This is a genomic window from Alistipes putredinis DSM 17216 (assembly GCF_000154465.1).
In the GTDB taxonomy this organism is placed as follows: domain Bacteria; phylum Bacteroidota; class Bacteroidia; order Bacteroidales; family Rikenellaceae; genus Alistipes; species Alistipes putredinis.
This window is the reverse complement of record NZ_DS499577.1, coordinates 14,244-39,311: the sequence shown is the minus strand read 5'-3', so window position 1 is coordinate 39,311 and position 25,068 is coordinate 14,244. Positions and strand designations below refer to the sequence as shown.

The following is a 25,068-nucleotide window of genomic DNA, read 5'->3' as shown; positions in this document are numbered from 1 at the left end:
GGGCGCGATCCTTGCGAAAAAAATAAGTTCATCAAACCCATAAAACACAATGCAAAATAAAAATATGAGAGAAGAAGCCCTTCGTTACCATGCAGAAGGGCAATCCGGCAAAATAGCGGTAGTACCCACCAAACCCCTCGCTTCGCAGCACGACTTTTCGCTGGCCTACTCGCCCGGCGTGGCGGAGCCGTGCCTCGAAATCGTGAAAAATCCGCTCGACGCCTATAAATATACGGGCAAAGGCAATCTGGTCGCCGTCATCACCAACGGCACGGCAGTCTTGGGACTGGGCAACATCGGGGCTTTGGCCGGCAAGCCGGTCATGGAGGGTAAAAGCATGCTTTTCAAGGTATTCGCAGACATCGATGCCTTCGATATCGAAGTGGATGCGACCGACACGGACCGTTTCGTGGAAACCGTCAAGGCCATCGCTCCGACCTTCGGCGGCATCAACCTCGAGGACATCAAGGCTCCCGAATGTTTCGAAATCGAAGCCCGGCTTCGTGAAGAGCTCGACATTCCCGTCATGCACGACGACCAGCACGGCACGGCCATCATCTCGGGTGCGGCCCTGCTGAACGGCCTCGAAATCGCGGGCAAGTCCATCGCCGACGCCCGTGTGGTCATCAACGGCGCAGGCGCTGCGGCGGTTTCTATCGCCCGCCTTTTCCTGAAGCTCGGCCTGAATTGCGAAAATCTCGTTCTCTGCGACAGCAAAGGCGTGGTTTCGACCCGCCGCGAAGACCTGAATCCTGTCAAGGAACAACTCGCTACGGACCGGGAAGACGTCGATACGCTGGCCGACGCCCTCCAAGGTGCCGACGTCTTCCTCGGCGTTTCAGCTCCGGGTATCCTGACGCCCGAAATGGTCCGCACGATGGCCCACGATCCGCTGGTGCTGGCCTTGGCCAACCCCACGCCGGAGATCACCTACGAAGAGGCGATGGCATCCCGTCCGGACATCATCTTCGCAACGGGCCGTTCGGACTATCCCAATCAGGTAAACAACGTGCTCGCTTTCCCGTACCTTTTCCGGGGTGCGCTCGATGTATATGCCAGTACGATCAATGACGAAATGAAGCTGGCCGTCACCCACGCACTGGCACGCCTGGCCAAGGAACCGGTTCCGCAGGAGGTCCTGAAAACATACGGTCTGAAGTCGCTCTCGTTCGGACGCGAATACCTGATTCCGAAACCGAGCGACCCGCGTCTGCTCGCGGTCGTCGCCACGGCCGTGGCGCGTGCAGCCATCGAATCGGGCGTAGCACGGCGCGAGATCGAGGATTGGGACGCCTACGCCGCGTCGCTCACCCGACGTGTAAAAAACACAAAGTAAACCCGAATCCCTGCCCATCAGGACCGGCATCAAAAAAGCGCCCCGAGATTTATTCGGGGCGCTTTTTTGTTTGAAATGGCATTTAATCCCGACTTTGACAAACCGGCTCCAGCCGGAAGAGGGGGGCAAGACCGCTATCGGAAAAGAACCCGGGTAAACCTATCGACGGCTGGATTACTTTACCCGACAAAATAAAGGACCGACCTCCACAAAACTGTATCGGGCGATAATCATATTTACCCTTTTATCGACCAACACATTGACAAAACAATCCGATAAATCCGTTTATTTCGACGAATGAACGATACGAAAAAGGAAGTCATGAGGAGGTATACGGAGCGATAATTTATCGAGAAACGATAAGGATGCAAAAAAATTATATCCAAACCGTCATTTTATTTCGTAAATATTTGGATATATATATATGAGCAATAACCGACGTCGTTTATGTCAAACTTTCTTAAATTACACCCAAAACCATGAAAAGATTAGCTCTGTTATTGCTCGCATTTACAGGCCTGATGTCTGCCTGTTCAAAAGACGATCCCGTTCCGCAGGATGGATCGCTTACCCCCGACAGCCCGGAAGGGCGCGAAGCCGTAACGATCCCCGACGAATTTCTCCGCACTTACCTACTCAAGTATTTCGATTTCGACCGCAACGGAGAACTCTCCCGCTACGAAGCATCGTTAGTGGTACGAATCGACTGCCCCGGAAATATAAATGCAGGAGAAGGGGCCTATATGTGCGATGCGACCGGCATAGAAGCCTGCACGAACCTTCGCTACCTGAATCTGTCGGGAAACGACCTGACCAAACTCGATGTAAGCAACAACAAACTGCTCGATACGCTCGATTGTTCAATCAATACTCATCTGAAAAATTTACGTGTCGCAAAACAAGAATCTCTTGCAACTGCATTGTTATGCCTGTTCTCTTGAAATTGAGAGATGGGACTTATCTGCGAATCCGGAATTGAAAGATTTGAGAATCGGAGGAGACGGATACGTTGCTTTCGATAAAGTATCCATTCTCGATTGCAGCAACAACCATAAGCTGGAAGTCCTAATGGCAAATTTAAGTCAAATGTCTGAACTCTATCTCGATTGTCCGGAATTGCAACATCTTTCCTTAGAAGGCAACAGCCTTTCTGCGCTCGATCTTAGTAATTGTACAAAACTTGTAATGCTCAATTTCAGTGGGAACAACATCTCTCATATGAATTTACAGTGTCCGGACTTGGACCTTTTGAAATGCCAAAGCAATAATCTCACCACCCTCGACGTAAGTGCATGCCCAAAACTAACAGTACTTTATTGTGACGAGAACCAACTGCAAGAATTGGATTTGACGAACAACAAGAAAATCGAATATTTACGCGTACCGGATAATAAATTACAAAATCTGGATGCAAGCAATCTTTCCAAATTGAAAGAATTTTACTGCAACAACAACGAATTGACGGACTTGATGCTAAACAGTCTAGAATTAACCTGGGTCGAATGTCAAAACAACGATCTCCAAAGTTTGGATTTGTCGAATCTTCCCGCCCTGTATCTTCTCAGATGTTATGAGAACCAGTTCGAAACGATAGACGTAAGTAACAATCCGGAACTTCGGGGCTTTTTCTGCAACCCGATGGAATCGCTCAAAACCATTTATATGAGTGAAGGACAGGACCAGCTTTTGCAAGCTTTCGAAAAGCCCGAAGCGGCGGAAGTCGTGTATAAATAAATCGCAACGTCAGACACAGCGAACCCGAACGCATCTGCGTTCGGGTTCGCTGTGTCTGACACGCTCCCGACCGGCTGTCGCTCGGACCGAAAGGCGGGAAACCGCATTTCGAGTTCCGGAACGAACGTACGAAACAGACCTGCCACGCCTCCCGCATCGAAACAGGATGGAATCGATATGCCCGCCCCTGCAAACAGAAGCGACCGGGAGACATAATCCGCAGCATGACACCCCGATACATCCACTCCTTTTGCAGAAAATCGAGAGGAATTCTATAAAAAACGAACACGGCCATCACACTCTGTTCTCATTTTCATTACCTTTGTAACCTAAAATTCCCTTTATGCAAAAACTTCGCAATATAGCCATTATCGCCCACGTCGATCACGGCAAAACCACACTGGTCGATAAGATGATCATGCAGAGCCACGTGCTGCGCGACAATGCCAAAAATTCCGGAGAACTCATCCTCGACAACAACGATCTGGAACGCGAACGCGGCATCACGATCCTCTCGAAGAATGTATCCGTCATCTACAAAGACTGTAAAATCAACATTATAGACACCCCGGGCCACGCCGACTTCGGCGGCGAGGTGGAGCGTGTGCTCAACATGTGCGACGGCGTACTGCTGCTCGTCGATGCTTTCGAAGGAACGATGCCCCAGACCCGTTTCGTCCTCCAGAAAGCCCTCTCGCTCGGCAAGAAACCCATCGTGGTAATCAATAAGGTCGATAAGCCCAACTGCCGTCCCGAAGTGGTCAACGAACAGGTTTTCGACCTGATGTTTTCGCTCGGAGCAACGGAGGAGCAGCTTGACTACAAAACCATCTACGGCTCGGCCAAACAGGGTTGGATGTCCCACGTCTGGAATCAGCCGACGGACTCGATCTCTCCGCTGCTGGACACCATCCTCGACGAAATTCCGGAACCCGCCGTCGTAGAGGGCACGCCCCAAATGCTTATCACCTCGCTCGAATACTCCTCCTACATCGGCCGTATCGCCGTGGGTAAAGTGACGCGCGGAGAGCTGAAGACCGGACAGAACGTCACCCTGGCCAAACGCGACGGAGTGACGATGCAAAAGAGCCGTATCAAGGAGTTGATGGTTTTCGAAGGTTTGGGCAAGAAAAAGGTCGATGCAGTGCCCTGCGGTGAAATCTGCGCCCTGATCGGCATCGACGGATTCGAAATCGGCGATACGATCTGCGACTACGAAAATCCGGAACCGCTGCCCCCGATCGCCATCGACGAACCTACGATGTCGATGCTCTTCACGATCAACAACTCGCCGTTCTTCGGCAAGGACGGCAAATACGTCACCTCCCGCCATATCAAGGAGCGCCTCGACCGCGAGCTGGAGAAAAACCTCGCCCTGCGCGTCGAACCGGGAGCCAACGCCGACAGTTTCATCGTATTCGGACGGGGCGTGCTGCACCTCTCGGTGCTGATCGAAACCATGCGTCGCGAAGGTTACGAACTCCAGGTAGGACAGCCCAAGGTCATCGTCAAGGAGATCGACGGCAAGAAGTGCGAACCGATCGAAGAGATGACCGTCGATTGTCCCCAGGAGTACTCGGGGACAGTGATCGAACTGGCCACCAAACGCAAGGGGACCCTGACCAACATGGAAACCAACGGCGACCGTACGCGGCTCGAATTTACGATTCCCTCGCGCGGTATCATCGGTCTGAGATCCAATATGCTCACGGCAACGGCCGGCGAAGCGATCATGACACATCGCCTGAAAGGATTCGAACCTTGGACGGGCGAAATCGAAATGCGGGTCAACGGCTCGATCATCTCGGGCGAAACGGGTACGGCCTACGCCTACTCGATCGACAAACTGCAGGACCGCGGACGCTTCTTCATCTCTCCGATGGAACAGGTGTACGAAGGCCAGGTGATCGGCGAACACACCCGCCAGAACGACATCACGGTAAACGTCACCAAGGCCAAGCAGCTCACGAACATGCGCGCTTCGGGATCGGACGAAAAAACCTCGATCGCCCCGCCCAAGGTATTCTCGCTCGAAGAGGCCCTCGAATACATCAAGGAGGACGAATACGTGGAAGTCACTCCGCACGCCATGCGCCTGCGCAAGATCCTGCTGAACGAAACAGACCGCAAACGCGCATCGAAATAGTCCATGGATCACTTCACGCTGGCTCTTATGACGGGTGCCGTGGCAGGCGCTCTGGACATCATCCCGATGATCGCCCAAAAACTCTCGTTCCGCTCCTGCCTGTCGGCCTTCCTCCAATATTTTTTTGCCGGACCGATCGTCTTTTACAGCAACCTGCCTTACCTGCCCTGGTGGGCGGACGGTATGGCCGTGACTCTCATGATGGCTCTGCCGGTCGTACTGATCCTCACGGGCAAAGACCGTAAGGCGGCTCCGGTCATCCTGCTCAATGCCCTGCTGCTGGGATTCCTCATCAGCGTCGCAGAACGATATCTGGCATAAAATGAAGAATTTCAAGGGTATCATCTATGCGGCATTGTCGTCCTCGACCTTCGGACTAGCTCCGTTGTTCTCGATTCTCCTGCTCTCGGACGGGTTCTCGTCGTTCGAAGTGCTCTCCTACCGTTGGGGAGTAGCTTCCCTGACGTTGGGAATCATCGGACTCGCCGGCGGCTGCCGGTTCCGCATCTCCCGGCAGGAGCTATGCACGGTATTCTTCTTGAGCCTGTTTCGGGCCGCGACATCATTGAGTCTGGTGATCGCCTATCAAAATATCTCGAGCGGGGTCGCTTCGATCATCCATTTCATGTACCCGCTGGCCGTCGCCCTGGCCATGGCACTCTTTTTCCGCGAACGTATCTCGTGGCGAACGGCAGCGGCCATCGGCGTTTCGCTGGCCGGTGTCGCCCTCCTCTCTACCGGAGGAATCGGCAGCCGGGGCGGAGATACCACGGCGGGGACCATTGCTGCCGCCGTTTCGGTATTCGCCTATGCCGGCTATATCATCGGCGTACGCAAGAGCCGCGCGGCGCAGGTCGAATCGACCACCCTGACCTTTTACGTCATGGCCTTCGGAGCTCTGCTGTTTCTCTGCGGAGGTATGTTCACGGGCGGTGTCCGGCTCGTGACCGACGGAAAAGAGAGGCTCGCCATTCTCGGACTGGCGCTCCCGGCCACGGCGATCTCCAACATCACGCTGGTCAGGGCGATCAAATTCATCGGGCCGACGCTCACGTCGATTTTCGGGGCACTGGAACCTCTGACGGCAGTAGCCATCGGTGCAACGGTCTTCGGAGAGCGGTTCGGCTGGACAAGCGCCCTGGGCGTGGGACTGGTCGTTGCGGCCGTCAGCATCGTCGTACTCGACACGCAACGCAAAACGTGGAAGACTACTCCTTCTTCCTCAACGTAGCGAACGAAAGGATGTGCCAACTGGTTCCGACTGCGAGCAGAAACAGCCCGAGCTGCGCCCACCACCATGCATCGACGACCCGAAAGATGCAATACCCCATCGTCAGCCAAATCAACGACACGGAAACGATCTTCGCCTGCAAAGGTATTGCTCGGTTTTCACGAAAGTTACGGATATAAGGTCCCAGATGCTTCTGGTTCAGAAGCCACGCATAGAGGCGTGGCGAAGAACGAACGTAAAGGGCTGCGGCGAGAAGCAGGAAAGGCGTCGTCGGCAGCAACGGCACGAAGACACCGACGATACCCAGTCCCAGAAAGAAGCTTCCGAGTATGGCTCCCAAAGTTTTCACGCAGTAAAATTAGCGGTTTTTGCGAAAACACGTCCGCCCGACAAGTTTTTTTCATATTCGGGTGGACCTTAAACGCTTCGTTCCGGTCATTTGCAAAAAATTCGCTTTTACATTCAGTTTTTTCGTATCTTTGACTTCGCGTTAGATACTTCGCTTCGGCAAAATGCAAAAAAATTTGCTTTTGCTCGCGGCTTATTCGTATCTTTGCGGACGTTAAAGAGAACAACGAGTAGTGTCTGAACACGTAAATCCAGTTGCGATTTATCTGTTCAGACACTTTTTTTTTGCCATAACTCAACCGAAAAAAATATGAAAGGAACAACGACACAGGATCGATTGTGGACAGGTTCTTTCTTAAGAATCTGCCTGGTGAATCTCTTTATTTTCGTAAATTTTCATGCGCTGCTGCCTACTTTCCCCTTCTTCGTCACCTACTTGGGCGGCGATGCGGTAACTATCGGACTGGCAACGGCACTGTTCAGCATCGCTTCCATCGTATCGCGACCGTTCGTGGGATGGCTCATCGACACGCGGGGACGATACGCGATATTGGTACTGGGACTTATCGGCATGACACTCATCCCGATGGGTTATTTCGTATCGGCAGGCATCGCGACGGCCGTTATACTGCGCACGGCGCACGGCGTGTTCCATGCAGCTTCGAGCAATGCCTCTTCCACTTGGGTGACGGACATCATCCCGCACAAACGCATGGGCGAAGGATTGGGAATGTACGGACTTTCGATGGCCATATCCACCGCCGTAGCTCCTGCATTAGGGCTGGCGGTAATGAACGCCTGGGGATTCCGACCGTTGTTCGCCATCGCTGCGCTGACGGCTTTGGCGGCCCTGCTGACAGGCATGGGGATTCGGTCCCGCAACTACGCGGTATCCGACGCCCCGCTGCGCATTCGGGAGCTGTTCGAGCCGATGTCCCTGCCCGCCGCCGTCACGCAGTTCTTTTTCATGATGGCGTATGGCGTAGTGGAGGTATATATGGCGATTTACGCCGCCTCCTGCCGCTTGCCCGGAGGCGGAATCTACTTTATCTTCATCGCACTGGCTACCGTAGCCACGCGTATTCTGCTGGGGCGTGCCGTCGATCGGTACGGCGAAGCGAGGCTGGTTTACACCGGCAATGCAGCCATCGTGATCGGTATTCTGCTGCTGGTGTTCGCGCACAACGTACCGTGCTACCTGTTGTCGGCTCTTCTGCTGGGTTACAGTTTCGGCGCCATCCAGCCCTCCTTACAGACGATGGCGATGCACGCCGTAGCACCCGAACGGCGCGGGGCGGCAAGCTCCACGTTTTTCGTGGCTTTCGACTTCGGTATTGCGTCGGGCGGCTTCCTGGCAGGCATACTGGTGAAGCAACTGGGTTATGACGCCATGTTCCTCTGCATGATCGTACCGTGTCTGCTGTCGTCAGGCTACTACTACGCCTTCGGACGCCGTCACGCCTCGTCGTTCAATCCGCAGAACCGCAGAACGGGCCTGAACTCCGATGACGACCGTCCCGGCCTGTCGGCCCGTAAATCTTTGCCGTTCGTCATCACTATTTCGCGTGAATACGGCAGCGGAGGACATCGCATCGGAGAACGGTTGGCGCAACGGCTGGGCGTGAAATTCTACGACAGAGAACTCATCTCGCTGACCGCGCAGCAAAGCGGATTAGGCGAAAGTACCGTACAAGAGAGCGAACAAACCGTGAGCGGACGACTGATGTACGACGACCCGGTACAGACCGCCGTATTTCGCGCACAGAGCCAGGTGATACGCAACATCGCCTGCCAAGAACCGTGCGTTATCGTCGGTCGGCTCGCCAACTTCGTACTGAAAGACCGCCCCGCCTGTTTACATCTTTTCATCTACGCCGACGAAGCGACCCGCCGGAAACGCATAGCGTCCGAATACGGCGTGGCTGACAACCGGACTCAAAGTCTGCTCAAACGTATCGACCAGGAGCGGCGGGAACACTGCCTGCACTATACCGGCTGCGAATGGGGCGAACGTCACTACTATCACATGATGCTCGACAGTTCGATCTCCGGCGATGAACAGATCGTAGAAACGATTTGCAACGTCATTCGCACCATATCGGGCCGCAAACACCCGAATGAACGGAAAAAGTAACGACAGGTCTCTCAACATGCCTTGCACCGAACGGGCTCCGTCGAAAAAGGAGTCCGTCGGCCGTACTTTACCGTCGCCGTTTTATCCCGATACGAAAGTCTGCGAAAGACAGCCGATTTCGAATTATTTTCCGTAACTTTGTAAAATATGGAGAAAATCATTCGGAATGGCACACAAGTCCGAACGGTTTTTCAGAAAACGCCCGGAACACGGGCAGCGATCGCGGCAGAAATATTGCCGTACACGAGGTATCAACTAAAAACAAATACGTTATGGAAAAGAAAATCGGTATCGCCAGCGACCACGCGGGCTATGAAATGAAAGAATTTCTGGTAGGCTATCTGGCTGCGAAGGGTTGGGATGTCCTCGACTTCGGCCCCGAATCCGAGGAGAGCGTCGATTACCCCGATTTCGCACACCCGCTGGCCAATGCCATCGAAAGCGGGGAGCTGGAGCGCGGGATCGGACTCTGCGGTTCGGGCGAAGGCATGGCCATTACCCTCAACAAGCACCAGGGCATCCGTGCGGGACTCGTATGGGACAAGCAGATCGCCCACCTGATCCGCCAGCACAACAACGCGAACGTGATCGTGCTGCCCGCCCGTTTCATCACCAACGACCAGGCAGTGGAATTCGTCGAAGAGTTCCTCGCCACCGATTTCGAAGGCGGCCGTCACCAGCGACGCATCGAGAAGATTCCCGTCAAGGCGTGCAACCGTCAATAAACCGGCAGCGGAACGGCAACGTTTTATTTATTGTAAGGGAAAGACAAAAGGCGTGAGGCTTCGGCTCCGCGCCTTTTCTTCATCATCGAAAAGCCCGAAAACGGCCGATCCGGAACCCGACATGGCGGCATAAACGGCTCCGGCATCCAGAAGCGCGGCTTTGGCTGCGGCAATCTCCGGATGGGCGGCAAAAATATGGGGTTCGAAATCGTTTTTCAGGAATGTCTGCCATTCGGTCACAGGTCGGGCGATCCGCTCCGCAAGCGGGACGGCAGGAACGCCAGGCCGAATCCCGGCATAAGCCTCGCGCGTGGAAACACCGCAATCAGGCTTTACCACAGCGATCCACAGCCCCCGCAGATCGAGTTTCACGGGAGTCATCACCTCGCCGCGTCCCGTACAAAGTTGGGGCGTATTGCGCACGAAAAAGGCCGTATCGCTTCCCAGTGCTGCGGCACAGTCGATCAACTCCCGCTCCGGAAGCTTCAACCTGAATAATTCATCGAGCGCCAAGATTACGGCGGTCGCGTCGGACGATCCGCCCCCCAGCCCGGCACCGAAAGGTATCCGCTTGTCGAGCGCAACCGAAACATCGCCCGCACCGTAACATGCCTGCATCAGCCGTACGGCCTTCATACAGAGATTATCGGCATCCGAACAATCGACTGTAAGGCCGCTCGACCGGAAGGAAGTTTGCGCTGCATGTTCCACTTCGACGACATCGTACAGTCCATACACAGGAATCATTACGGTCGCCAATTCATGATACCCGTCCTCACGACGGCACAGCACGTCCAGCCCGATGTTGATCTTACAATTTGCCTTGCGAATCATATGACAAAGATAGTGAAAGCCGGGAGAAAACGGGAACTTGTTCGCAGTTTTCTCTCGGCGCATCCCATCTAAAACTATGTCAAAGACAGGGAAAGGCGAGAGCGATCGAAAATTTATTTTCTGTTTCCCGCCCCCTCCTCTGTTTTCCGCTCGAAAAAACTCCCTGTCGGGAATTTCCGTTTTACGCCGTTTCCGTCTATCTTTACGGCATGAAATTCCGCACTGAAATACGAATCGCGCCGCTCTCCGTCCGGATCGGCTATGAAAACCGTCTGCTGGCGTTGGGATCCTGCTTCGCCGAACACATCTCGGGCCGGCTGTCCGGAGCCCGGTTTCGGATCACGAGCAATCCCTCCGGCATCCTGTTCAACCCCCTTTCGCTCGCTGCAACCCTCGAATCCTACGCCGCGCCGCAAGAGGTCGTCCCCGAAGAACTCGGCTGCCGCAACGGGCTCTGGTTCCACTACGGTTTTCACGGAGCTTTTTCGGACGGTTCGCAGAAAATGGCTCTCTCGAAAATGAATCTGGCCCGCAGGGCAGGAGCCAGCGCCCTGCGCGAAGCCGACCGCGTGATTCTTACCTTCGGGACGGCGTGGGTGTACGAGCTCCGCTCGACCGGAGAGATCGTGGCCAACTGCCACAAGCAACCTGCAGAACTCTTTCGGCGCCGGCGTCTGACCGTCGAAGAGATCGTCGCCCGTTACGACGATCTGCAGGCAGGCCCGCTCGCCGGAAAGCAAGTGATCCTCACGGTCAGTCCCGTCCGGCACCTCGGGGACGGTCTGCCCGACAACTTTTTGAGCAAAGCGACCCTTCGCCTGGCCATCGACGAAATCTGCCGCCGACATGCAGACTCGGCCTACTTCCCCGCCTACGAAATCCTCACGGACGACCTGCGCGACTACCGTTTTTATGCCGACGATCTGGTACACCCCTCGCAACAGGCACAGCAATACATCTGGGAACTCTTCACCGCAGCGACCCTCACCGAGGAGGCCCGCAGAAAACTCCCGCAAGTCGAAGCCTTGACGACCGCCGCCGGCCACCGGCCGCTACACCCCGAAAGCGACGAATACCGTCGATTCTGCCGCAAACAACTGGAAATCATTGAATCGCTTCCAGAAATAGACCTCAGCCGGGAAAAAGAATTTTTCAACCAGTTTCTATAAAAACGATATGAAGTACAAAATCGACACGACGACCTGGAAAAGACGCGAACATTATGAATTTTTCAACGGAATGGACGATCCCTTCTGGGGAACGGTCGTTCCGGTCGATTTTACGGAGTGCTACCTCGAAGCCAAGAAGAGGCGTACTTCGTTCTTCCTCTGTTCCCTGCACCGTATTCTAACGGCCGTAAACCGGATCGAGGCATTCCGATACCGGATCGAAAACGGGGAAGTGGTCTGTTACGACCGAATCCACGCGAGCCCGACTATCGGACGCGAGGACGGCAGCTTCGGCTACGGGTTCTTCGAGTACTTTTCCGACCTGCACGAATTCATCCGGGCGGCCGAGCGGGAAACGGAACGCGTAAAGGCAGCGGACGGTCTTTGTCTGGGAGCGGGAGCCGGGCGCACGGATCTGATCTATTTTTCGGCTGTTCCCTGGTTCGCCTTTACGGAAATGAAACATGCCCGGTCGGCCAATCGAGGCGACTCCATACCCCGCATCTCCACCGGGAAACTGACCCGGTCCGGCGATCGGCTTACGATGCCCGTATCGCTCGACGTACACCACGGATTCATCGACGGACGGCAGGCCGGCGAATTTTTCGCACTGCTGGAAAACCGAGAATGAAATCCGGCTCCGGCATTCGATTTCTTTTTTTGAAGGACGGCACAAAACAAATGAAGAAAATACTAAATAAATTCATAAATTTGCCGTTCGATAGTCACACGCGAAAAAATGAAGAAAATCCTGCTCGTCCTGCTCCTGCTGCCGGGTGTTCTGCCGATCCTCGCAAACACTCCGCCCCGTCTGGTCATCAATTTAGTCGTAAGCTCCATGCGTCCGGACGACATCGACCGTTACCGGAGCCAGTTCGGCACGGGCGGATTTCTGCGTCTGACAGAGGGCGGCGCCCGCTTCACGGAAGGTTCCTACGACTATCAGCAAACTTCGACCCCCGTATCGCTGGCCACGCTCACCACGGGAGCGATGCCCTCGACGCATGGCGTGATTTCGACCCGTTGGCGGGACTACATCGTCAATAAAACGGTCGGGCTCATCGACGACCCCAGCGTCCGCGATCCCGAATACTACCACGGCAACGGCGCCTACTCGCCCCGCAACCTGATCGCCCCGACCGTCGGGGAGGCCCTGCTCCGGCAATCTCCCGACAGTCGGTCGGTAACCGTAGCTCTCGACCCGATTTCGGCCGTGGTGATGGGCGGACGCGAAGGCATGACCTTCTGGATGGACAGCGTTTCCTGCAACTGGACCACCTCCACCTACTACCTGCCCGTTTTACCGGCCTGGGTCAAAAGATTCAATGCGGACAAACTCTACCTTTCTTACATCGGCGAACCGTGGCACTCCCTGCTGAACGACGACAAATACCGCAACAAACGCTGTTCGGACATCGTCTTGATGAGTTCCATGGCCAAGAAAAAGCGTTCGGCCGACACCTCGGCCGACGCCGTCAAACGGATCTCGTCGAAAGCCCCTTCCGAAAGCCGCTACGACAACATCCTGTATTCGCCGGCAGGCAACTGCCTGACGCTTCAATTCGCCAAAACGGCCCTGACACAACTCGACCTCGGCAAACGGGACCGGACCGACCTGCTGAACATCTGCCTCGACGCCCCGCGTGCGATCCGCGAGGCCTACGGCCCCGAATCGATCGAAGCCGAAGACATGTACTACCGGCTCGATCAAGATCTGGAAGAGTTCCTGACATACGTTTATACGCTGTTCAAGCCTCATGAAGTACTCGTCATACTCACGTCGGATCACGGCAGCAGCCCCTCCTACGATTTCGGCCGCGAAGCGTGCGACAGGTTCAATACGCGCCAGTTCGAAGTGATCGTAAACGGATTTCTCAGCGCCCGCTACGGACCGGGCAACTGGGTGTTGGAGTACGAAGACAAATGCCTGTACCTGAATCACAACCTCGTGTATGAGAAAGACCTCAGCCTGGCAGATATTCAGAACGAAGTGGCCACGTTCGCCATGCAGTTCCGGGGCGTTTCGCACGCTCTCTCGGCTACGGCCATGCGGACCAGCTACTTCGGCAGCGGCTATGCCCGCAAGATGCAGAACAGCTTCTATCCCCGCCGCTCGGGCGACGTCATCATCAACCTGATGCCGGGATGGATCGAAGAGCACGACCACAAACGCTCCTCGTCGGGTTCGATGTACGGCTACGACACCCGCGTTCCCCTGATCTTCTACGGCGCAGGCATCCTTCCCCGGCAGATAGACCGCCCCGTCGATATGACGGCGGTCGCCCCGACGCTCTGCCGTCTGCTCGGTATCGAGGCTCCGGCGGCTTCGGAGGGAACGGTACTCGAAGAAGTTATTTCAAGCAATATTTAACCATGGCAAACGACAAACGACAAGACGAGATCATCGAAGAATTTTCGGTATTCGATGAATGGCTCGACAAATACGAATACCTGATCGGATTGAGCGACACGCTCCCGGCCATCGCACCCGAGCACCGCACGGATCAGTACCTGATCCAGGGCTGCCAGTCGCGGGTTTGGATCGACGCCCGTTACGAAGACGGCAAAGTCTGGTTCACGGCCGACAGCGACGCGATCATCACCAAAGGAATCATCGCACTGCTTATCCGGGTGCTGGGCGGTCGGACACCGCAGGAGATACTCGACACGGACCTCTATTTCATCGACGCCATCGGCCTGAGCGCCAACCTCTCCCCCACGCGGAGCAACGGTTTGCTGGCCATGGTCAAGCAGATGCGGCTCTATGCGCTCGCTTTTTCAAAAAAATAACTCTTACGCAACATGACACCAGAAGAGATTTTACAGGTAGAAAAAGATATCGTCGCCACGCTCAAGAATATCTACGACCCCGAAATCCCGGTCAATATCTACGACCTTGGGCTGATCTACGAAATAGACTACGAACCGGACGGTGTGGCGAATATCCGCATGACCCTCACCGCCCCCAACTGTCCGATGGCGGACATGCTGGTCGAAGACGTCAATCAACAGGTCGCCAAAGTCAAGGGCGTGAAGAGCGTCAATGTCATCCTCACGTTCGATCCCGTATGGGACAAGAGCATGATGTCCGAAGAGGCGCTGCTCGAACTCAACATGTTGTAACCGGTGGAACCCCGCGCGGACCAAACGGCAGAGATCCTGGAACGGCTCCGAACCGGAGCCGCCGGCCATGCCTGCGCCGGATTCCTCACGACGCTCGATCCGCTGCACCTCGCAGACCTGCTGACCGGGCTGGTGTACGACCGGCTCCGGCGCAAATACGATGCAGCCGCAGAAATCTACCGCATTTCGGGGCAGAACTGGAACCAGACCTTCTACACGCTGCTGTTCCGCTACATCGGCGACCTCTCCAATCAGGACACCTATACGGAGCTCGCCCGGCGTGCTACTTATACGATGGTGCTTCGGGAAAGACGTTCGCTGCCTCGGATCGAAGCCCTGCTGTTCGGCACCTCGGGACTGCTCGACACCTTTCGCCCGGACGACTACATCCGTCGCCTGCGCGATGACTTCGCCTACTTCCGTGCACGATACGACATCGAACCGATAGACCCTTCGGCATGGAAAACGGCCAATATCCGACCGGGCAACCTTCCGCGGCTGCGCATCGCGCAACTGGCCTCGTTTCTCTCGCAGCATGATTTCGTTTTCGAACAACTGCTGGCCTGCCGTACCCGCCAGGAGGTGAACCGCCTGTTCCGTACCGAAGCGTCGCCCTACTGGTCCGGAGCCAGACAGACCCCGGAAGGACCGGAGGAGAACCCCAAACGGGTCGGACAGCACAAAACGGATGTCTTCGGTATCAACGTGGTCAGCATCCTGCAATACGTTTACGGCTCCTACATCCAGAACGAAGAACTCCGCGACCGGGCTATCGCCCTGCTGGAATGTATTCCCGCCGAAGAGAACAAATACACGAGGCCGTGGATCGCAGCCGGAGTCAATCCCCGCAACGCATTCGACACGCAGGGGTTGATCCAACTGTCGAGGGAATATTGCGCCGCACAACGTTGCGAATGTTGTCCCGTCGCGCGGCGGATCATCGATAAAATCACCCGATCGCAATAATCGGGAGGATACGCTTCCCACCGGCAGCCATCTGTTCCGCTTTTGCCGGCAGTCCTGATTTTTCAAAGGAAATCATTTGGGAAAAAGCCCGGCCTGCGAATAACGACGGTCGGATTTCAAAATCCGAAAAGCTGACGGCGGGGATAAAAAAACAACTGTCAAAAAAATCCGATTCGCAACGGTCCCGGGACCGGCGAATTACCGTAAAAATCATGCAGACGATCAACTGGAAAGGACATGGCGCCATGTTCGGCGCCAACGCTATTTGGGGGCTGATGTCCCCCGTCGCCAAATTCGTAATGCTCGGCGGTATCGTTACACCGCTGGCTGTCACCGACCTGCGGATCGTGGGCGCCATGATCCTGTTCTGGATCCTTTCATTCTTCCGAAAGTCCGAACACGTACCGCCGAAAGACCTGGCCAAACTCTTCGGTGCATCGCTGCTGGGCGTGGTCCTCAACCAGGGCAGCTTCATCCTGGGCGTGGGCATGACTTCGCCCGTAAACGCCTCGATCATCACCACGAGCATGCCGTTGTGGGCGATGATTCTCGCCGCAATTTTCCTCAAGGAACCGATCACCGCGAAAAAGGTACTCGGCATCGCCGCCGGAGCCTCGGGAGCCTTGCTGTTGGTCCTCGGCAGCGGAAATACGGACAGTGCCGGAGGGCACTCCGTCGCGGGCGACCTGCTGGTCCTGTTCGCGCAGTTGAGTTACGCACTCTACTTCGTGTTATACAAGAATTTCGTCACCCGTTACTCGCTCACGACCATCATGAAATGGATGTTCACTTTCGCCACGCTCTGTATCCTGCCCTTCACCGGCCGCGACCTGCTTTCGACCGATTGGCAGGCCCTTTCCGCAGCAGCGATCGGCTCCCTGGCATTCATCGTCGTCGGCAGCACGTTTCTGAGTTACATGCTGATCATCGTCGGACAAAAAAACCTGCGTCCGACCGTCGCCGGCATGTACAACTACATCCAGCCGCTGGTCGCTACATTAGTGGCCGTATGTTGGGGAATGGAAACATTCGATCCGACCAAAATCTGCTCCGTATTGCTGATTTTCAGCGGTGTCTATCTGGTGACGACAAGCCGCAGCCGGGCCGATGCGGAGAAGTCCCGCTTACAGCCGGAAAGCCCCCGGAAACGACAATAGAATCCCGCACGCCGCACACGCAGCGCCCAGGAAACGGCGAAGATTCCCGGAAATATCGGCCCTTCCGTCCGGAATATGCCGAGGCGACCCTCCCGGACGCCGATAGCGAATGAAAAATCCGCCTTATTCGAGGCAAATTCGTATTGTATTTTCCGAAATAATGAATATCTTTGACAGATTTAATTTCCACACGAAATAACAACATCGAAAATATGGACATAGCCGCCAGTTTAATCAAGCTTTTTTTCGGATCCAAAGCCGACAAAGATCGCAAAGAAGTAGAACCTTATCTCGTAAAAATCAAAGCCGTTTATCCGACGATCGAGGCGCTTTCGAACGACGAACTGCGTGCCCACAGCAGTAACCTGAAAAAACAGATCGCCAACTTCATCGCTGCGGACGAAGCCCGTATCGTCGAGCTGAAAGCCCGTCTCGAGCTGCCCGACACGTCGCTTTCCGACAAGGAGAAAATCTCCAAGGAGATCGACGAAACGGTAAAACGCATCGACGAGAAGATCGAACAGAAACTCGACGAACTCCTGCCCGAAGCTTTCGCCATCATGAAGGATACGGCCCGCCGCTTCGCCCAGAACGAAACGGTCGAAGTCACGGCCAACGATTTCGACCGGGAGCTGGCCGCCACCAAGGACTTCGTCAAAATCGAGGGCGACAAGGCGATCTATGCGACGCACTGGCTCGCCGGCGGCAACGACGTCCGCTGGGATATGATCCATTACGATGTGCAGCTCTTCGGCGGCGTGGTGCTCCACAAAGGCAAGATCGCCGAGATGGCGACGGGCGAAGGCAAAACCCTGGTGGCTACCCTCCCCGTGTTCCTGAACGCACTCGCCGGCAAAGGCGTCCACATGGTGACCGTGAACGACTATCTGGCACGCCGCGACTCCGAATGGATGGGGCCGATGTACCAGTTCCACGGTCTGACGGTCGATTGCATCGACCGCCATCAGCCCAACTCGGACGCCCGACGCAAGGCTTACATGGCCGACATCACCTTCGGCACCAACAACGAATACGGCTTCGACTACCTGCGCGACAACATGGCTTCGTCGCCCAAGGACCTGGTGCAGCGCAAGCACCACTACGCCATCGTCGATGAGGTCGATTCCGTGCTAATCGACGACGCCCGCACCCCGCTGATCATTTCGGGTCCCGTCCCCAAAGGCGACGACCAGCTCTTCGAACAGTATCGCCCGGCCATCGAGCACCTCTACAACCTCCAGAAAAACCTGGTGACCAACCTGCTCGCGGAATCCCGCCAGCTGCTCGGCGAAGGCAAGAACGAAGAGGGCGGCATCAAGCTCTACCGCAGCCACAAAGGTCTTCCCAAGTACAAACCGCTGATCAAGTTCCTCTCCGAACAGGGTATCAAGGCCCAGATGCAAAAGACCGAAAATATCTACATGCAGGACAACAACCGCCGCATGCCGGAGATTACCGACGACCTCTACTTCGTCATCGACGAGAAGATGAACTCGGTGGAACTCACCGACAAAGGCCACGAAGCCCTGTCGAAATATTTCAACGAGGAGGGCTTCTTCGTCCTGCCCGACATCGGGGCCCGCATCGCCGAGATCGAGAAGGAGGAGATTACTCCGGAGGAAAAGGCCCAGAAGCGCGATGCCGTAATCAACGACTACGCCGTCAAAGCCGAGCGCGTGCATACGGTCATCCAGTTGCTGAAAGCATACGCGATGTTCGAGAAAGATGTCGAATACGTGGTGATGGACAACAAGGTGAAGATCGTCGATGAGCAGACGGGCCGTATTTTGGACGGCCGGCGCTATTCGGACGGGCTGCATCAGGCCATCGAAGCCAAGGAGCGCGTCAAGGTCGAAGCCGCGACGCAGACCTTCGCTACCATCACGCTGCAGAACTACTTCCGCATGTACCACAAGCTGGCCGGTATGACCGGTACGGCCGAAACCGAGGCATCGGAGTTCTGGAGTATCTACAAGTTGGATGTCGTGGTCATCCCGACCAACCGCAAGGTCATCCGCGACGACCGTCAGGACCTGGTTTACAAGACCAAGCGCGAGAAATACAACGCCGTGATCGAGGAGATCGTCAAACTCGTCGAACAGGGCCGTCCGGTGCTCGTGGGTACCACCTCGGTCGAAATATCGGAACTTTTGAGCCGCATGCTCAAGCTGCGCGGCATCAAACATAACGTACTGAACGCCAAACAGCACCAGTTGGAAGCGCAGATCGTCGCCGAGGCCGGACGTTCGGGCCAGGTGACCATCGCCACCAACATGGCCGGCCGCGGTACCGACATCAAGCTGACACCCGAAGTGAAACAGGCGGGCGGTCTTGCCATCATCGGCACCGAGCGGCACGAAAGCCGCCGCGTGGACCGTCAGTTGCGCGGACGTGCCGGGCGTCAGGGCGACCCCGGATCGTCGCAATTCTTCGTATCGCTCGAAGACGACCTGATGCGTCTGTTCGGCTCGGGCCGTATCGCCTCGATGATGGACCGCATGGGCCTCAAGGAGGGCGAAGTGATCCAGGCAGGCCTGATGACCAAAGCCATCGAACGCGCACAGAAGAAGGTCGAGGAGAACAACTTCGGCATCCGCAAACGCCTGCTGGAATACGACGACGTGATGAACTCGCAACGCGAGGTGATCTACACGCGCCGCCGCCATGCCCTCTACGGCGAACGGATCGAGATCGACCTGAACAACATCATGTACGACTTCGCCACGACGTTCGTGGAGAATCACGAAGGCGTCGAATTCGACGATTTCCGTATCGAAATGATCCGCGAAGCGGCCATCCAGCCTTCGTTCGACGAGGCGGCGTACGAAAAAGCCAAGCCCCGCGAGCTGATCGAACTGATCGTTGCCGACCTGCAGGGCGCCTATACTCGCCGGATGAAGGCGATCGCCGATATGGTACGCCCCGTTATGGAGCGTGTTTATGAAGACCGCAAAGGCCAGCTGGACACCAATATCTACTTCCCCATCACGGACGGACACCTGGGCTACAACGTCCCGGTGAACCTGCAGCGCTGCAAGGATTCGGACGGGGAGGAGATCTTCAAGGTATTCTCCAAGGTGGTGATGTTCACCACGATCGACGACGCATGGCGCGAGCACCTGCGCGAAATGGACGACCTGCGCCAGAGCGTGCAGAACGCCACCTACGAACAGAAAGACCCGCTGCTGATCTACAAACTCGAGTCGTTCCAACTCTTCTCGAAAATGCTCAACAAAGTCAATGCCGACGTATTGAGCACCCTCAACAAGGCCTACATCCCGGTACGGGAGAATACGGCCGAGAACGTACAGCGCGAACGCCAGGAGCGAGCCAAAGTCGATGTCAATAAGTTGCAGGCTTCGCGCATGCAGGCTGCGGCACAGGCGGGACAGGCCGAAAAACAGAAGCCGATGCCCGTGCATGTCGAGAAAAAAGCCGGCCGCAACGATCCCTGTCCCTGCGGCAGCGGCAAAAAATACAAGAACTGTCACGGCAAAGGTTTATAACCGCAAAAACGGACCGACGATGGGTTACAAGGAAGAGAAACAACACCAGCTCGACATGCGCTACCTGCGCATGGCACGCATCTGGGCGGAAAACTCCTACTGCGTGCGCCGCAAGGTCGGGGCGCTGATCGTCAAAGACAAGATGATCATCTCGGACGGCTACAACGGCACGCCGGCCGGCTTCGAGAATATCTGCGAGGACGAAACGGGTAAGACCAAATCCTATGTCCTGCACGCCGAAGCCAACGCCATTACCAAGGTGGCCAAAAGCGCCAACAACTGCGACGGCTCGACGCTCTACATCACCGCCGCCCCTTGTATCGAATGTTCGAAACTGATTATTCAGGCCGGTATCCGACGGGTGGTTTACAGCGACGATTACCGCTCCGAAGAGGGACTCGACCTGCTGCGCCGGGTCGGCATCGAATGCGTACAGATCGAATTCGAAGCATAGGTCCGAATCGTTACGAAAAAAGGAGCGCAATAATCATTGCGCTCCTTTTTCATAGACACTTTCACATCATGGGAATCGTATCTTCGAGAATCTCCCGAAGCGCCGCTCGGCCAATCGACTATTTCCAAAACAAGCGGGTCGCCGTTCCGTCGGCATCGGCCAACATCCCAGGAACGAACGCCGTGCATCTACCCTACAGCACCCCGAACAAAAATGGGATGTGTCCGATGAAATAACAGGACACCTCCCATTTAAGATACAGAACGATTCAGAGTAAGAAGAGCGAATCCGAAACAAACGCCCGAACCACAATACCGGGAATAACAAGGCGGCTTACCTGTTCGAATATCCCGTTCCGCCCCTTACTCCATGCAGACTACTCCGCATAAAGAACTTCGTAACGGCTACGATAGGAGGTAGTACGCACCAGGGTACGTTCGCCCGTCACTTTGTGTTCCTTATAAACCCGCAGCTCATAGGTGGCATCGGCCCGAACGGGATAACCCTCGCCGTCGCAGGTCCAGACCATCGGCAGCGCACTGCCTTCGGAAACATAACGGTACTCGCTTTGGGGATCATCCGGCATCCCCGGTACGTCGTACTCATCGGCCGAGGAGGTGGTCAAAAACGCACTCCGCTCCCCCATCAGTCCCGCGAGCGCCAAGATACCGCAGACACCGTCGTCCTCGGGATCGGTAGGCACGGCTCCGAAGAACGCATTGAGGTCTATGCTCAACCGCTCCGGATCGTTCGAGAGGTCGGAGTAGGCGAAATCGTACACATAGTCCTCCATCCCGCTCCCAGCAACGGCCGGTACGACCGTCTGCATCAGATTACCGCCGCTCCAGGTGAAATCGGCCCGGGGGCGGAAATCGTAGGAGGTTTTCGTCGGGTCCTCTATCACGCACGATTGGGCATAACCCGCCGCATCGTAAGAAGTAGTCCAGACTACCGACTCGCCCTCGCTCACCACCTTTACGGCCCGACCCGCCGCATCGAGCGTAACGGTATAAACCTCTTCGAAATCGTCGTCACGGGCCACGACCTTCATCGTCGTCGCATCCAGGTAAGTAAACTCGATCGGCGTTTCCATCTCGCCGGCACCGGTTTCCGGCGAATCGTCGATCACGACACGGGCAACACGCCCCTCGGTGTCGTACTCGATATTACAGCGGAAATCATGATGCAGCTCCCCGCCGGGTTCGTCCCCATTATCGGAGAACGAATCGAACGCCACGATCCGTCGCCCCGGTTTCGGTTCAGGCGACGGATCGGGTTCGGGCGACGGGTCCTCCCCGCCTGCCGCCTGCTGCCGGACCGAAACCTCGACACGATTCTCTCCACAGCGGATGACGATCGAAGCCGAGCGCTCCTCACCCGTATCGTTAGGGGTCAATGCAATCTCGACAGTCACGCGTCCCGCCCCGCCGTGATCGGGCGAAAGACTTACCCACCCGGTCGTCTCGTCAGCACGCGAATCGCCGTACACAACCTCCGAGGTCCACGCCTCCGCCACTTCGAAAGTCAGCCTGCTACTCGTCTGATCGGCCTTAAAAGTCTGATCCAACTCCCCGGTATCGGGAAATTTCAAATTTCCGAAATCGCCGCTACCGTCCTCATCGTTACACCCGGCCGACAGAAAAGCCGCCGCTGCACAGAACAAAAATTTCAGTTTCATCTTCGACTAAATTAAAAAATACCCCATTTCCAAAATTCACACAAAGATAGCATTTTTTTTAAATTTCAAGGAGGGTAATTTTTCAAAAAAAACTTGTATAAAAGAAAAAATAGATGTATTTTTACTTTATAAAGATTGTACTATTAGTGAAAATGTGCTGCGGAAAATTTTCAGGAGGTGTGGAAAATACGATACAACACCTAATCATTAGAACCTTATTTACAAACCTTAACCAAAACACGTATGAAAAAATTTAATTTGTTGATGGCGCTTATGATGGTATTCGCACTATCGTTTGCCGCTTGTAATGATGAAGAGCGAATTTCCCCCCCCCCACGATGGTGGTAATTTGACTTTCGAGGTAACGGTTGGCGAGATTACCTCATCCTCCATTGCCTACACTGTAACTCCCTCCGACCTTAAGGCCGAGTACCTGTGCATATTGGCCGATGCCAAAACAGTCGAGTCGTTTACTCGCGATGAATTTCTCGTGGAGGCCATCTTGGAGGAGCTTAAGGCTGAAGCCGGCGCACAGGGCAAGACTTTAGCAGAGTATATGCCGGAAATCGTTGATAAGGGGGCTATCACCGATGGCAAGTTCTCGAATCTGTCCCCGGCGTCCAAATACTACATCATCCTGTTCGGAGTAGATCCGGCCAACGGATATAAGGCTAACTCTGACGTAGTTAAGAAAGACGTTACGACTGAAGAGTTCCAGGATCTCAACATAACATTCGAGGTTAAGACGACTGTGGACGGCAACTCTGCAACATTCAAAATCATCCCTTCGAACAACGATGACGTGTGGTACTTCACCACTCTTCCCAAAGCCACTTACGACACATACACCGATCCTGCCGGTCAATACAAGATGGAAACACGGCAATTCATGCTCTTCTGTCTCCAGCAGGAAATCGAAGCCCGGCGTCAGCAAGGCATGTCGGATACTGAAATTATGAATGCGATCTTCCACAAGGGGGCTTTGGAACTCGAAGGCAAGGGACTTACCGCCAACACGGAGTATATCAACCAAATCGCAGGCTTTATCATAACTCCGGAAGGTCAGGTGACCATCGCTACCGATGTTACTACAACCACCTATACCACCGGTAATGCCCAGGCCCAAGATTTTACTTTCGAAATTACCGTTGGTGAGGTCGAGGCTATGAATGCCGCTATCAAGATCGTTCCGACAGATGAAACCGCTACCTTCTGCTGGATGGTGGCTCCGTGGGATGGGAAGAAGACAGCTACGGAGGTTATGAACGACATCGTAGCACAGTATGGCAACTTTATGAACAACGGAGCCATGCTATATAAAGGCGTTCAGGATTACACGGGCGGCCCCGGCAGCCCGTATAAATACAAACTCGATGCTGCCGACACCTACTACTACGTCATTGCCTTCGGCTATGCCGGCGGTGTAACTACAGAGCCTGTGATGGAGACTTTCCGCTCCCTTGCGGCTCCGGATCCGGAATCGACCACCTTCCAGATAACTGCTTCCGACATTTCCCCTTATGGTTTCTCTGCAGAGGTAACACCATCCGAGACTACCACATACTATACGGTGAAATTCATGCCAACAGAAGAGTTTAAGACTCTTGATTTTGACCAACTTACCGCAGATATAAACGCAGGTTTCGATGAGATGTTCGCAACGTCACAGATGTTTGATCCTAACACTACTGTTGCTCAAGTTCTTAGTACATATTACTATAAAGGTGTTTTCCTTGCCGATGCTTCAGGATTGACTCCTGAAACTGCTTGCTCCGGCTTTGTAGCAGCGCTCTCTGTTGAAACAGGCCATGTTGTCAAAATTCACAAGTTCGAAAACATCACAACTACCGGCAAACTCGGCAACATCAATCCTTCCGTCGAGCTTATCGGCTACTGGTCAGGTGACGACGAGGCCGGTCAAATCTTCGGACAACCAGACGCAACGAGAGGTAAGGCTATCACTGTCGTCAAGTATAGCGGTTTCGATGGTGCACGGAAACTATCTGCTGTAATGTGGTGGGGCGAAATGACAGATGTCGATCAATACCCCGATGCATCCCTTTGGAGTCAGTTGAAAGCAAGTTGGCTGGAGATCGATCAGTCACAGCCGTACTCATTCTATGTTGTTAATTGGGAGGAGCCGCAGACAGCATTTGTCTATGCAGAAGACAACGATGGCAACCCGGGTACTTTTGGTCGTCTCTCCACTCTCGCAACCGCAGAGAACAAGGGTGACATTCAGGATTTGATCGATCTTGTTGAGCAGATCAACGCAACATCAAAGAGTTCTTTCGCACTCCCCAAGTCCGATGTGATCGGCAAGAATACGGGTCTTACACTCAATGCCAAGAGTTTTGAAGCAAAGGTTCCTGTCGCAAAGACTGTCAAGGCCGAAGTGAAGGTTGCCGAACCCAAGCCATACGCACCGTCTTACAATGTATCATACGTTCGGCCTTTCTATATGTAATTGTTGTATAGAACATAATATTGGACAGTTCGTCTGGCGGGTTCGCCAGACGAACTGTTT

The 25,068-nt window shown here is 54.9% G+C and carries 21 protein-coding genes; 18 read left to right on the top strand and 3 right to left on the bottom strand.

Going from position 1 to position 25,068, the window contains the following annotated elements:
• Nucleotides 1-64 precede the first annotated feature (64 nt).
• The 6 genes from ALIPUT_RS00265 (at nt 65) to ALIPUT_RS00240 (ending at nt 6,447) form a co-directional block, all read left to right on the top strand.
• Complete coding sequence (locus ALIPUT_RS00265) at nt 65-1,336, top strand: malic enzyme-like NAD(P)-binding protein (RefSeq protein ID WP_147554489.1); 1,272 nt, start codon at nt 65-67, stop codon at nt 1,334-1,336.
• 479 nt (nt 1,337-1,815) lie between these two features.
• On the top strand, nt 1,816-2,277 hold the full coding sequence (locus ALIPUT_RS11925; protein ID WP_004327527.1) for a leucine-rich repeat domain-containing protein: 462 nt from the start codon (nt 1,816-1,818) through the stop codon (nt 2,275-2,277).
• On the top strand, nt 2,246-3,070 hold the full coding sequence (locus ALIPUT_RS00255) for a leucine-rich repeat domain-containing protein (protein ID WP_187117654.1): 825 nt from the start codon (nt 2,246-2,248) through the stop codon (nt 3,068-3,070). The genes ALIPUT_RS11925 and ALIPUT_RS00255 overlap by 32 nt, the downstream gene beginning before the upstream one ends.
• 343 nt (nt 3,071-3,413) lie before the next feature.
• Complete coding sequence (gene typA, locus ALIPUT_RS00250; protein WP_004327525.1) at nt 3,414-5,216, top strand: translational GTPase TypA; 1,803 nt, start codon at nt 3,414-3,416, stop codon at nt 5,214-5,216.
• Nucleotides 5,217-5,219: 3 nt separating this feature from the next.
• The gene (locus tag ALIPUT_RS00245; protein WP_004327524.1) at nt 5,220-5,537 is read left to right on the top strand and encodes a hypothetical protein; all 318 of its coding nucleotides are present in this window, start codon (nt 5,220-5,222) and stop codon (nt 5,535-5,537) included.
• A 1-nt stretch (nt 5,538) separates the two neighbouring features.
• Nucleotides 5,539-6,447 (top strand): DMT family transporter, encoded by a 909-nt coding sequence (locus ALIPUT_RS00240; protein ID WP_004327523.1) that lies wholly within the window; start codon nt 5,539-5,541, stop codon nt 6,445-6,447.
• On the opposite strand, the gene ALIPUT_RS00235 is transcribed toward ALIPUT_RS00240, so the two are convergent.
• On the bottom strand, nt 6,425-6,796 hold the full coding sequence (locus ALIPUT_RS00235) for a YbaN family protein (protein WP_004327522.1): 372 nt from the start codon (nt 6,794-6,796) through the stop codon (nt 6,425-6,427). The two genes, ALIPUT_RS00240 and ALIPUT_RS00235, sit on opposite strands and share 23 nt — an antisense overlap.
• Before the next feature lie 309 nt (nt 6,797-7,105).
• Here ALIPUT_RS00235 and ALIPUT_RS00230 point away from each other — a divergent pair, with 309 nt between their 5' ends.
• Nucleotides 7,106-8,929, top strand: a complete 1,824-nt coding sequence (locus ALIPUT_RS00230; protein ID WP_004327520.1) for an MFS transporter — start codon at nt 7,106-7,108, stop codon at nt 8,927-8,929.
• A gap of 272 nt (nt 8,930-9,201) precedes the next feature.
• Complete coding sequence (gene rpiB / locus ALIPUT_RS00225; protein WP_004327518.1) at nt 9,202-9,654, top strand: ribose 5-phosphate isomerase B; 453 nt, start codon at nt 9,202-9,204, stop codon at nt 9,652-9,654.
• 27 nt (nt 9,655-9,681) lie between these two features.
• Here rpiB and ispE read toward each other — a convergent pair whose 3' ends face one another.
• Nucleotides 9,682-10,488, bottom strand: a complete 807-nt coding sequence (gene ispE / locus ALIPUT_RS00220; protein ID WP_004327517.1) for a 4-(cytidine 5'-diphospho)-2-C-methyl-D-erythritol kinase — start codon at nt 10,486-10,488, stop codon at nt 9,682-9,684.
• Nucleotides 10,489-10,697: 209 nt separating this feature from the next.
• Between ispE and ALIPUT_RS00215 the strand changes: the two genes are divergently transcribed.
• The 9 genes from ALIPUT_RS00215 to ALIPUT_RS00170 all read left to right on the top strand — a co-directional run bounded on the left by ALIPUT_RS00215 (nt 10,698) and on the right by ALIPUT_RS00170 (nt 20,863).
• Entirely contained in the window at nt 10,698-11,657 is a 960-nt protein-coding gene (locus ALIPUT_RS00215) for a GSCFA domain-containing protein (protein ID WP_040293005.1), read from the top strand.
• A gap of 7 nt (nt 11,658-11,664) precedes the next feature.
• Complete coding sequence (locus ALIPUT_RS00210; RefSeq protein ID WP_004327514.1) at nt 11,665-12,288, top strand: chloramphenicol acetyltransferase; 624 nt, start codon at nt 11,665-11,667, stop codon at nt 12,286-12,288.
• A 108-nt stretch (nt 12,289-12,396) separates the two neighbouring features.
• Nucleotides 12,397-14,028 (top strand): alkaline phosphatase family protein, encoded by a 1,632-nt coding sequence (locus ALIPUT_RS00205; protein ID WP_004327513.1) that lies wholly within the window; start codon nt 12,397-12,399, stop codon nt 14,026-14,028.
• 2 nt (nt 14,029-14,030) lie between these two features.
• On the top strand, nt 14,031-14,447 hold the full coding sequence (locus tag ALIPUT_RS00200; RefSeq protein ID WP_004327512.1) for a SufE family protein: 417 nt from the start codon (nt 14,031-14,033) through the stop codon (nt 14,445-14,447).
• 12 nt (nt 14,448-14,459) lie between these two features.
• Nucleotides 14,460-14,780, top strand: a complete 321-nt coding sequence (locus ALIPUT_RS00195; protein ID WP_004327511.1) for a metal-sulfur cluster assembly factor — start codon at nt 14,460-14,462, stop codon at nt 14,778-14,780.
• Between the two features lie 3 nt (nt 14,781-14,783).
• A complete protein-coding gene (locus ALIPUT_RS00190; RefSeq protein WP_004327510.1) occupies nt 14,784-15,746 on the top strand; it encodes a DUF2851 family protein in 963 nt (320 codons plus the stop codon).
• 212 nt (nt 15,747-15,958) lie between these two features.
• Nucleotides 15,959-16,903 carry a DMT family transporter gene (locus tag ALIPUT_RS00180; RefSeq protein ID WP_004327508.1) on the top strand — a complete coding sequence of 315 codons (945 nt, stop codon included), beginning with the start codon at nt 15,959-15,961 and terminating at the stop codon, nt 16,901-16,903.
• A gap of 212 nt (nt 16,904-17,115) precedes the next feature.
• Nucleotides 17,116-20,409, top strand: a complete 3,294-nt coding sequence (gene secA / locus ALIPUT_RS00175; protein ID WP_004327507.1) for a preprotein translocase subunit SecA — start codon at nt 17,116-17,118, stop codon at nt 20,407-20,409.
• 19 nt (nt 20,410-20,428) lie between these two features.
• The gene (locus ALIPUT_RS00170; protein ID WP_004327506.1) at nt 20,429-20,863 is read left to right on the top strand and encodes a deoxycytidylate deaminase; all 435 of its coding nucleotides are present in this window, start codon (nt 20,429-20,431) and stop codon (nt 20,861-20,863) included.
• Nucleotides 20,864-21,239: 376 nt separating this feature from the next.
• On the opposite strand, the gene ALIPUT_RS00165 is transcribed toward ALIPUT_RS00170, so the two are convergent.
• On the bottom strand, nt 21,240-22,541 hold the full coding sequence (locus ALIPUT_RS00165) for a BACON domain-containing protein (protein ID WP_004327505.1): 1,302 nt from the start codon (nt 22,539-22,541) through the stop codon (nt 21,240-21,242).
• 307 nt (nt 22,542-22,848) lie between these two features.
• Between ALIPUT_RS00165 and ALIPUT_RS00160 the strand changes: the two genes are divergently transcribed.
• Nucleotides 22,849-25,008: a hypothetical protein gene (locus ALIPUT_RS00160; protein WP_004327504.1), complete on the top strand. Its 2,160-nt coding sequence runs from the start codon at nt 22,849-22,851 to the stop codon at nt 25,006-25,008.
• The last annotated feature ends 60 nt before the right edge of the window (nt 25,009-25,068 follow it).